At 56.5% G+C, this 4624-nt stretch carries 4 protein-coding genes and 1 pseudogene; 1 reads left to right on the plus strand and 4 read right to left on the minus strand.

The genetic code is table 11. The features are described from left to right. Nucleotides 1-136: 136 nt before the first annotated feature. The 4 genes and pseudogenes from ACFQUU_RS28955 to ACFQUU_RS28970 form a co-directional block, all read right to left on the minus strand. On the minus strand, nucleotides 137-430 hold the full coding sequence (locus ACFQUU_RS28955; protein WP_382252060.1) for an FMN-dependent NADH-azoreductase: 294 nt from the start codon (nucleotides 428-430) through the stop codon (nucleotides 137-139). 210 nt (nucleotides 431-640) lie between these two features. After that, nucleotides 641-808, minus strand: a complete 168-nt coding sequence (locus ACFQUU_RS28960; protein ID WP_382252062.1) for a TOBE domain-containing protein — start codon at nucleotides 806-808, stop codon at nucleotides 641-643. A gap of 199 nt (nucleotides 809-1007) precedes the next feature. Next, nucleotides 1008-2040: pseudogene (locus tag ACFQUU_RS28965) on the minus strand (NADP-dependent oxidoreductase). Nucleotides 2041-2122: 82 nt separating this feature from the next. Beyond that, on the minus strand, nucleotides 2123-3361 hold the full coding sequence (locus ACFQUU_RS28970) for an MFS transporter (protein ID WP_382252064.1): 1239 nt from the start codon (nucleotides 3359-3361) through the stop codon (nucleotides 2123-2125). Between the two features lie 125 nt (nucleotides 3362-3486). On the opposite strand from ACFQUU_RS28970, the gene ACFQUU_RS28975 reads away from it, so the two are divergent. Next, nucleotides 3487-4446, plus strand: a complete 960-nt coding sequence (locus ACFQUU_RS28975; protein WP_382252066.1) for an AraC family transcriptional regulator — start codon at nucleotides 3487-3489, stop codon at nucleotides 4444-4446. Nucleotides 4447-4624: the final 178 nt, after the last annotated feature.

Consider the following 4624-nt stretch of genomic DNA (forward strand, 5'->3'; position numbering starts at 1 on the left):
CAACTCGGTGCTGTTCGTCATCGCAGTGAGCTGACCAGACGCTTCGCGGCTTGGCATCAGATCACTGGAGCCACCCCAAATCCGTCTACTGCACAATGAGTGCCACTCGACCAGCGGTCTCTTTACGCCCACGACGCTAAGTTGACAGGGCCGTTTTATTGATGCGGATTACCATATCAAACCATGCCTTAAGCGTACCTGGCATTCCATAGTTATACATCGGCGTGCTGACGAGGATAAAGTCCGCGCTCCCTAATTCAGCGATCCAGGCCTCCGATACGAACGGGGGAGGGCGTAATCCGACATCGCGTACGATCACTTCATCGTCGCGATGCAACTCTCGCCATGCTTCCAGAAAGGTTTGGGACATGCGGCGGCTAATTGACCGATCGGTTCGGGGGCTGGCAGCTACGTGGAGAATTTTACTCATAGTTATCTGGATCCATATAAGTGATGTTTAGATGGAGATGTTTTGAGAGCCGCTATAAGCAGCAGAGAAAAACACCTGAGAATCTTTTGTATTTAGCAAGGACTTCATTTTTACGACCATGCATCGCCTACCTTGAGTGTGCGTGCACATAAATTGGGCAAACGTGGCAGTCGATTCAGCTGTGTAGTACAGCCGGATCAACATAAACCTTTATACAAGATGACAGTCTTCGGGATGCCAGGATGCATACAACGATAGTCCGATCGACAGGTCAAGCGAATCAAGCTCTCTTGACTGCAACTGAACCACGATTTGCTTTTTGTTGCTCGTTTCGAGGTAAACGTTGACAACCGTGCCAATGAGCGCTTCACTTATCATGTGAAAACGTTACGAGGAATGTTCCATCTTGCGAGTCGAGTACGTAGTGGTCGTCTTCATTCTTAACAATCTTCACGTCGAAAATGTTATTACCGCCTAAAAACGCTGCTGTGAACCGCGTAGGACTGCTATACACATCGTACGGCGTGTCAACCTGGTCAACCTTGCCTTTATTCATAATTACGACTCGGTCCGCCACTCAGTTTCCAGCGACGCGTACGACGAGTTTTCCGAAATTCTTGCCTTCTTGCAGACCGATAAAGGAGGCGGGCGCGTTCTCCAGACCGTCGATAACGTGTTCACGCACCTTCACTTTGCCGGCGGTGAGCCATGCATTCATGTCGTGACGGAAAGCATCGAAGCGTGTAGCGTAGTGATCAAGGATGATGAAACCTTGCATGCGGATACGCTATTGCCAATAGCGTGGCCATCCATTTTGGCAAGCGGTCTGGTCCAGCTGTCATCCGTTCGTTGTAATGGGCGATGAAACCGCACACTGGCACACGGGCGTTGAGATTGAGTAGTGGGTGCACGGCATCGAAGACTACGCCGCCTACACTTTCGAAGTACACGTCGATGCCGGCTGGGCTGGCAACCGCAAGCTGCTGCGCCAGTCGTGGGTCGCGGTGATCCAGGCAGGCGTCGAAACCCAGTTCCTCCACTGCATAACGACATTTGTCAGAGCCACCGGCAATGCCAACGACACGGGCGCCTTTAACCTTGGCGATTTGACCCACTACCGAGCCCACGGCGCCGGTGGCAGCGGCAACCACCACCGTTTCACCCGGCTTGGGTGCGCCGATATCGAGCAGCCCGATGTAGGCGGTGAAGCCCGGCATGCCGAGCGCGCCTAATGCCAATGAAGGCTGCACCAGATCGCCGACTGGCATGAGGTCACTGCCGTCGGAAAGTGAATAGTCCTGCCAGCCTGCATTGCCGATGACAAGTTGACCGACGTTAAACCGGGGATGTCGCGATTCGATGATGCAATTGATTGTGCCGCCAACCATGGGCGCACCGAGCGGCACTGGTTCCGCATATCCGGGACCGACTTTCTCCATCAGGTTGCGCATATAGGGATCGAGTGAAAGCCATTCTGTTCGCAGCAGGACTTGCCCGTCTCGCGGCGTCGGAATCGGGGTTTCTTCCAGACGAAAATTTGAAAGTATGGGAATACCGTTCGGATGTTCTGCAAGGACTATGCGGCGATTGATGAAATCGTTTTGTGTCATGGTGGTTTGGAATGAAGCGATGTGGGTGAAGGAAAGGAATGTGTTGTCGCGAACGATGATTTGTTCGTTGCAACGCTAGGATTCATACGTGTGCCGGACGCGGACCATAGCGCAATGTCAGTAGCGTGCCGAGCGTGAGCGCTACGGTGGCAAAGATTGGGCCGCCCAGCGCTCCGATGTGGTCGACAAGAATCCCTCCGCCGATCGCACCACTGGCAATGGCGGTCTGGAATGCAGCGACAAGCAGGCCCCCTGCAGCTTCAGCCTGGTCGGGTGCAGCTCGCACAATCCATGTCTGGAAGCCGACCGGGAAGGCACCGAAGGCAAAGCCCCACGACGCAATCGCAACGGCAGTGACGATCGCCGATGTGCCGGCTACCCACAGCGTGGCGGCAAGTGCGGCAATCAGCGCGCCGCCGAACACGATGGCATCACGCTCATTGCGTTCGGCGATGAAGGCGCCAGCGAAATTGCCGAAGAAACCGCCGATTCCGTAGCCAAGTAGGGCAGCAGAAATGGTGCTTCCCGAAAGCTGGGTGATCTGTTCCATTAGCGGGCGGATGTAGGTGAAGCCGGCGAAGTGTCCGGAAATCACCAACAACACCACAAGCAAGGCGACACGCACATTGGTGCGGCCAAGTAATTCGAACATTACCTTCAGACTGGCGTGGTCCTTCGGCGGAAGTGCGGGAATGGTGAAGAGTTGTGCGATCAGCGTGATGATGCTCACGACGCCTGCGGCGATGAACGCACTACGCCAGCCCCACAGGTCACCCATGTATGCACCGATAGGTGCAGCGCATACGGTGGCGACGGAAACGCCGGTAAGGATGATGGACATGGCGCGCGCGAACAGGCTGCCCGGAACCAGACGCATCGCCAGCGCGCCGGCCATCGACCAGAAGCCGCCAAGCGCGATGCCCAGCAGTGCGCGCGATGCGAGCAGCACCGAAAGGCTGTTTGCCGTCGCGGCGAGCACATTGGAGAGCACGAGTAGCAAGGTCAGCATGAGGACAACGCGCTTGCGGTCGAAGTTGCGAGTCAGTACCGGAATCGTCAGTGCAGCGACGGCGCCCACTATCGCGGTGGCGGTGACGGCCTGTCCTGCGGCACCGTCGGAAATCCCGAGATCGATGGACATCGCCGTGAGCAGACTGGCCGGCAGAAATTCGGCTGTGACGAGACCGAATACGCCGAGCGCCAGACTGGCAATGCCGGCCCAATTAGCGTCGCAGCTCTTAACAATTTCAGTAGATAAAGGAGCGGTGGGGCTCGCCGCGTCTTGGTAATTAGGACATGCGGCGCAAGTAGCTTCGTTCATCGCGGACCTCAAAACATTGTAGGGATGCCAGTTTATGGTTAAAATTCTGTACTTTCCATGCCATTTAAATCCAATCTCTTGACTTTTCGTCCGGAGCGGCAGAGGTGGGAGTAAAGGAGGCAAACATGGACCCCAAAGACACCCGCGACACCTTGACAGAAATCCTCCTTGGCATGCGCCTCGAAGGCGTCGAATACGGCCGCTGCGTTATGCGTGAACCCTGGGCGGTGGCGTTTCCATCCACGCGTGAGGCACGTTTCCATTTCGTCGCGCAAGGCAGTTGCTGGATGCACACGCAGACGACGGACTGGATACACCTGAATCCCGGCGATGCAGTGCTGCTGCCGCGCGGCACATTTCATATCATGGCGAGCTCACGGGAAGTCCCGGCGGTAAATATTGATACGTTGTCGCGCAATGTCGTTTCGGAGAATCTGTACCTGGTGAATGGCGATTTCGCCTCGACGCGCAGCGTTAATGCGAGGGACGAGACGGCGGCACACATCTTATTCTGCGGCGCAATGCGCTTTAACCTTGACCCGTTGCACCCGCTGCTGGCAATGATGCCGAACGTTATGCGGGCCTATGATCTGGCCAAGCGTGATCCGGCAGTGCTCGCGATGTTGGAGGCGATGGAACGTGAGGTCGCGCTCGATCGCATCGGCGCCTGCGGCATCCTCGCACGCCTGGCCGATGTGCTGGCAGCCAGCATCATTCGCGCGTGGGTGGAATGCGCGTGCAGCGATGCGACCGGCTGGATCGCTGCCGTACGTTGTCCACAGATCGGCCGCGTACTGGCGGCAATTCACCGTGAGCCCGAACGTGAATGGTCGTTGGTTGAACTAGCCGAAGTAATGGGCGCATCGCGTTCCAGCTTTGTCGAAAAGTTTTCAAACACAGTCGGCGAGACGCCAGCCAAATATGTGGCCCGCGTAAAGATGTTCCAGGCTCGTCACTGGATCGCGCGCGAAGGCATGCGTGTGGCGGTGGTTGCCAGACGCCTCGGCTACGAATCCGAAGCCTCGTTTAGCCGTGCGTTCAAGCGCATTATCGGTCATCCGCCGAGTGAGGCGCGCGTTGAATGATACGCGTTGATTAAACCGGTATCGAGGGCCCTGTCAACTTAGCGTCGTGGACGTAAAGAGACCGCTGGTCGAGTGGCACTCATTGTGCAGTAGACGGATTTGGGGTGGCTCCAGTGATCTGATGCCAAGCCGCGAAGCGTCTGGTCAGCTCACTGCGATGACGAACAGCACCGAGTTG

Source organism: Herbaspirillum sp. GCM10030257 (assembly GCF_042666555.1).
In the GTDB taxonomy this organism is placed as follows: Bacteria; Pseudomonadota; Gammaproteobacteria; order Burkholderiales; family Burkholderiaceae_D; genus Noviherbaspirillum.

What these genes read in the sequence shown, in the direction of transcription:
- ACFQUU_RS28960 (WP_382252062.1), bottom strand. Translation starts at nt 808, where the DNA reads ATGATAAGTGAAGCGCTCATTGGCACGGTTGTCAACGTTTACCTCGAA.
- ACFQUU_RS28955 (WP_382252060.1), bottom strand. Translation starts at nt 430, where the DNA reads ATGAGTAAAATTCTCCACGTAGCTGCCAGCCCCCGAACCGATCGGTCA.
- ACFQUU_RS28970 (WP_382252064.1), bottom strand. Translation starts at nt 3,361, where the DNA reads ATGAACGAAGCTACTTGCGCCGCATGTCCTAATTACCAAGACGCGGCG.
- ACFQUU_RS28975 (WP_382252066.1), top strand. Translation starts at nt 3,487, where the DNA reads ATGGACCCCAAAGACACCCGCGACACCTTGACAGAAATCCTCCTTGGC.